This window comes from Actinoalloteichus spitiensis RMV-1378 (genome assembly GCF_000239155.1).
Lineage (GTDB): Bacteria > Actinomycetota > Actinomycetes > Mycobacteriales > Pseudonocardiaceae > Actinoalloteichus_B > Actinoalloteichus_B spitiensis.
On sequence record NZ_AGVX02000599.1, the window covers coordinates 1 to 5007 of the forward strand.

The following is a 5007-nucleotide window of genomic DNA, read 5'->3' on the forward strand; positions in this document are numbered from 1 at the left end:
AGGAAGGTGCTCCCCGGGCGGCCTGCCGGGCGCGGCCCCGGTGGGGCCGTCCCGCCGCGCCCTCGGGCTCCGGGCTCCCCGGGGCGGCGTTCGGCAGCGCTGGTCCGCACGGTGCCGCTCCACCACCACCCCGCCAACCGCCACCGCACCCGCCGCTCCGAACCCGTGGCCAACGGGCAGCGCGGCAGCGGTAGCCCCCGGCCCGGCGGACCGGGGACGTCGTCCGCCGGTGCATCCCCGGGCCGGGGACGCCCGCCGGCCTCGCGGCGCTGCCGTGGAAGGGGATCCACCGGCCGACCCGGCGTCTAGGCTGCCGTGGTGTCCGAGCAGAGCCTCTCCGACCCGGCGGACCCACCCGAACCGGAACCACGACGTTCGCTGTGGTCACGGGTGGTGCTCGACACCACGCCCCTGCGGGTCGCGCCCTTCCGCCGGCTCTGGCTGTCGACGGTCGTCACCTCCGTCGGCGCCCAGTTCGCCGCCGTCGCCGTGCCCAAACAGCTGTACGACATCACCGGGTCCTCGGCCTACGTGGGCCTGGCCGGACTGTTCGGGCTGGTGCCCCTGCTCGTCTTCGGCCTGTGGGGCGGCGCGGTCGCCGACTGGATGGACCGGCGCGACCTCATGCTGGTCACCAACAGCGGGATCGCGCTCACCGCCCTGCTGCTGTGGTCGCAGGCGCTCGCGGGCACCACGTCGGTGTGGCTCGTCCTCGGTCTCTTCGCCCTCCAGCAGGCGTTCTTCGCGGTGAACATGCCGGCACGGGTCGCGGCGGTGGCCCGGCTCATCCCACCGGCCCAGCTGCCGGCCGCCCAGGCCCTCACCGCGACGGTCGCCCAACTCGGCGCGGTGGTGGGCCCCCTGCTCGCCGGGGTCCTGCTCCCCTTCGTCGGGTTGGCCACCCTCTACCTGGTGGACGCGCTGGCGCTCGCCACCGCCCTCTGGGCCGTCTGGCGGCTGCCCGCGCTGCCTCCGCTGACCGGGGCGCCCCGCCGCCCGGGGCTGGGCTCGGTGGTCGAGGGCTTCCGCTACCTCTCCGGGCACCGCGTGCTGCTGGCGGGGCTGCTGGTGGACATCATCGCGATGGTCGCCGGGATGCCCCGGGCGCTCTTCCCGGAGATGGCGGAACGGACCTTCGGGGATCCGCCGGGGGGAGGGGCCGCCCTCGGCCTGCTCTTCGCCGCCATCCCCGCCGGGGCCTTCGCCTGCGGGCTCCTCTCCGGTTGGGTCACCCGCGTCTCCCGGCAGGGGATCGGGCTCGTGGTGGCCGTCGTCGTCTGGGGGCTCGCGGTGATCGGGTTCGGCCTGGCCGGCTCGCTGTGGCTCGCCGTCGCCTTCCTCGCCCTCGGCGGCGCCGCCGACCTGGTCAGCTCGGTCTACCGGGGCGCGATGCTCCAGGTGGCGGCGACCGACGAGATGCGGGGCCGGATGCAGGGTGTCTTCACCGTCGTGGTCGCCGGTGGCCCCCGGCTCGCCGACGTGCTGCACGGGGCGACGGCGGCGGCCACCGGCACGGCGACCGCCGTGGTGGGGGGCGGTGTCCTCGTCGTGGTGCTCACCGTGGTGGCGGTGTGCGCGCTGCCGGCCCTGTGGCGCTACCGGGCGCCGTCCTGACCCGCGACGACCACCCGCGCAGGTGGCGGCCCCGCGCGGGCGGCGGCCGGGGCCCGGGATCAGCTCCGCAGTTCGGGGAAGTCGGTGTCCCGGTACTCCTCGGCCCGCCGGGTGCCCCGGTGCTCGGCCCGTTCGGCCCCCCGCAGCTCCACGCGCCGGATCTTGCCGGACACGGTCTTCGGCAGCTCCGCGAACTCCAGCCGGCGCACCCGCTTGTACGGCGCCAGCCGCGTCCTGGCGTGCGCCAGGATGGACCGGGCCGTCGTCTCGGAGGGCTCGTGGCCCTCGGCGAGCGTCACGTACGCCTTGGGGACCGCCAGCCGCACCGGGTCAGGGGCGGGCACCACGGCGGCCTCCAGCACCGCCGGGTGCTCCAACAGCACGCTCTCCAACTCGAAGGGGGAGATGCGGTAGTCGCTGGCCTTGAAGACGTCGTCCACCCTCCCCACGTAGGTCAGGTGGCCGTTCGGTTCCCACCGGGCCACGTCCCCGGTGTGGTACCGCCCGTTCCGGGTCGCGGCGGCCTGCTCGTCGGGAGCGTCCTGGTAGCCCACCATGAGCGCCGTGGGCGGGCCTCCCGCCAGCGGGATCGTGATCTCCCCCTCACTGGCGGGCGCACCCCCGGAGTCGACCAGTTCGACGCGGTACCCGGGCAGCGGACGGCCCATCGACCCTGGCAGCACCGGTTGGCCCGGTGCGTTGCCGACCTGCGCGGTCGTCTCCGTCTGCCCGTAACCGTCGCGGACCGTGAGGTCCCACGCGCGGCGGACCCGGTCGATGACCTCCGGGTTCAACGGTTCGCCGGCCGCCGCGACCTCGCGGAGCCGGGGTGACCACCGCTCCAACTCCTCCTGCACCAGCATCCGCCACACGGTCGGCGGGGCGCACAGCGTCGTCGCCCCGCGGCGTTCGACCTCGTCGAGCAGCCGGGAGGCGGAGAACCGGCGCTGGTCCACCACCAGCACCGTGGCCTCGGCGTTCCAGGGGGCGAACAGGCTGCTCCACGCGTGCTTGGCCCAGCCGGGGGAGGAGACGTTGAGGTGGACGTCGCCGGGGCGCAGCCCGAGCCAGTACATGGTGGAGAGGTGGCCGACCGGGTAGCTGGTGTGGGTGTGCTGGACCAGTTTGGGCAGCGCGGTGGTACCGGAGGTGAAGTACAGCAGGAGCGGGTCGTGCGCCCCCGTCGGGCCGTCCGCCACGAACCGGGAGCTCGCCGAGCCCGCCTCGGCCAGGTCACGCCAGCCCGGCACCGGCCCGCCGACGGAGATCCGCGTCCAGTCGCCGTCGATCCCGGCGAAGCCGTCGGTCCGCTCCGCCGCGCTGACCACGTGCCCCACCCGGCCCCGGGCCACCCGGTCGGCGAGGTCGTCCGGCCCGAGCATCGTCGTGGCCGGGATGATCACCGCCCCCAGCTTGACGCAGGCCAGCACCGTCTCCCACAGCTCGACCTGGTTGCCCAGGACCACGAGCACCCGGTCGCCTCGGCGCACCCCCGCCTCCCGCAACCAGTTCGCCACCCGGGAGGAGCGCGCGGAGAGGTCGGCGAAGCTGAGACGCAGCTCAGTCCCGTCGTCGTGCACCAACCAGAGCGCCGTCCTGGAGCCGGTGTCCGGCGATGCGGCGAGCACGTCGAACCAGTCCAACGCCCAGTTGAACTCGTCAAGAGCTGGCCAGTGGAAAGCCGTGACGGCCGCGTCGAGGTCGTGCCGGTGGCGGAACAGGAGGTCGCGCGCGGCGCGGAAGGCGGCCGTCGCCGGGGGCTCGGGCATCGTCGCCCGGGGACGGTCGGGGGAATCGGCATTCGGGATCTCGTCCGCCACGGCACCCTCCTTGATCGCCTCCCCGCACCGTAGTCACCCCGGGCCGCGTGCCGCGACCGCCGGCACTCCACGGGGGAGATCCGGGCCGGTCGTGTTCACCCAGGGCTCCTTGGCGGGCACACTCTGTGCTCATGGCGGCATTCGAGGTGCCCGAGCCCGGCCCCGACCACACCTCCTCGCGCGGTGGCCAACCCGCGCTGCGCCGGGTGATGGGCACCCGGCTGCTGCTGCTCTTCGTGATCGGCAACATCCTGGGCACCGGCATCTACGCCCTCACCGGCCGGGTCGCGGGAGCGGTCGGCGGTGCCCTGTGGGTGCCGTTCCTGATCGCCTTCCTGGTCGCGTTCCTCACCGCGTTCAGCTACGCCGAGCTGGTGAGCCGCTACCCGAGGGCCGCCGGCGCGGCCCTCTACGCCCACCGCGCCTTCCGACGGCCCTTCCTCACCTTCATGGTGGCCTTCGCGGTGATGTGCTCGGGTATCACCTCGGCCGCCTCGGCCGCGCGGGCGGTCAGCGGCGACTACCTCCAGCAGTTCGTCAGCGTCCCCTGGTTGCTGGTGGCGGTCGGTTTCCTCGTGGTGCTCGCCCTCGTGAACTTCCGGGGCGTGGTGGAGTCGTTGACCGCCAACGTCGTCCTGACCGTCGTCGAGCTCACCGGCCTGCTGGTCGTGGTCGGGATCGGGGTGGGCGCGGTGGTCAGGGGTGTCGGGGAACCCGCGCGGCTGCTGGAGTTCAACGCGGAGCAGGGGCCGCTGCTCGCCGTCACCTCCGCGACCGCGCTCGCGTTCTTCGCGTTGGTGGGGTTCGAGGACTCGGTGAACCTCGCGGAGGAGGCGAAGGACCCGGCCAGGGTGTTCCCCCGGGGTCTGTTCTGGGGGCTGGGGATCACGGGACTGGTGTACCTGGCCGTCGCCCTCACCACGTCCCTGCTGGTCCCGACCGACGTGCTCGCCGGTTCCACGGGACCGCTGCTGGAGGTGGTCCGGGCCGGGGCGCCCGCGTTCCCCCTGATCGTCTTCTCGGCGATCGCGATCTGCGCGGTGACGAACTCGGCGCTGATGAACATGCTGATGGCGAGCCGCCTGCTGTACGGGATGGCTCGGGAGCGCATCATCCCCGGCCGGTTCGGGCTGGTACACCCGCGACGGCGCACCCCCTGGGTCGCGATCGCGGTGACCACGGCCGTGGCCGTCGTGCTGGTGAGCACCGTGGACATCGCCCTGCTCGGTGGCACCACCTCGCTGATGTTGCTGTTGGTGTTCGCCGTGGTCAACCTCGCGGTCCTGGTGCTGCGCCGGGAGCCGGTGGCGCACCGCCACTTCCGGGCGCCGGCGGTGCTGCCGGTGCTCGGTGCGGCCACCTCGCTGTACCTCGCCAGCCCGCTCACCGGACGACCGCTGGAGGAGTACGTGGTCGCCGCCGTGCTGCTGGCGGTCGGGGTCGGCCTGTGGGCGCTGAACGCGTACGTCCTCGGCCGCCCGGCTCGGAGCGGCGGGCCGGCGGACGGGTCCCGGGAGGCCGCCCACCCCGAGCGGGGGCCGGAGTGAGGCGGCGGCCCGCCGTGGCGGGGGGG

General features: G+C 74.3%; 3 protein-coding genes. 2 read left to right on the plus strand and 1 reads right to left on the minus strand.

Annotation, left to right across the window (positions count from 1 at the left end; all coding sequences use genetic code 11):
• Positions 1 to 315 precede the first annotated feature (315 nt).
• A complete protein-coding gene (locus tag ACTIDRAF_RS0222345) occupies positions 316 to 1614 on the plus strand; it encodes an MFS transporter (RefSeq protein ID WP_016700933.1) in 1299 nt (432 codons plus the stop codon).
• A gap of 59 nt (positions 1615 to 1673) precedes the next feature.
• Here ACTIDRAF_RS0222345 and ACTIDRAF_RS0222350 read toward each other — a convergent pair whose 3' ends face one another.
• Positions 1674 to 3383: an AMP-binding protein gene (locus ACTIDRAF_RS0222350; protein ID WP_039788881.1), complete on the minus strand. Its 1710-nt coding sequence runs from the start codon at positions 3381 to 3383 to the stop codon at positions 1674 to 1676.
• A 182-nt stretch (positions 3384 to 3565) separates the two neighbouring features.
• On the opposite strand from ACTIDRAF_RS0222350, the gene ACTIDRAF_RS0222355 reads away from it, so the two are divergent.
• Positions 3566 to 4981 (plus strand): APC family permease, encoded by a 1416-nt coding sequence (locus tag ACTIDRAF_RS0222355; RefSeq protein WP_052168933.1) that lies wholly within the window; start codon positions 3566 to 3568, stop codon positions 4979 to 4981.
• Positions 4982 to 5007: the final 26 nt, after the last annotated feature.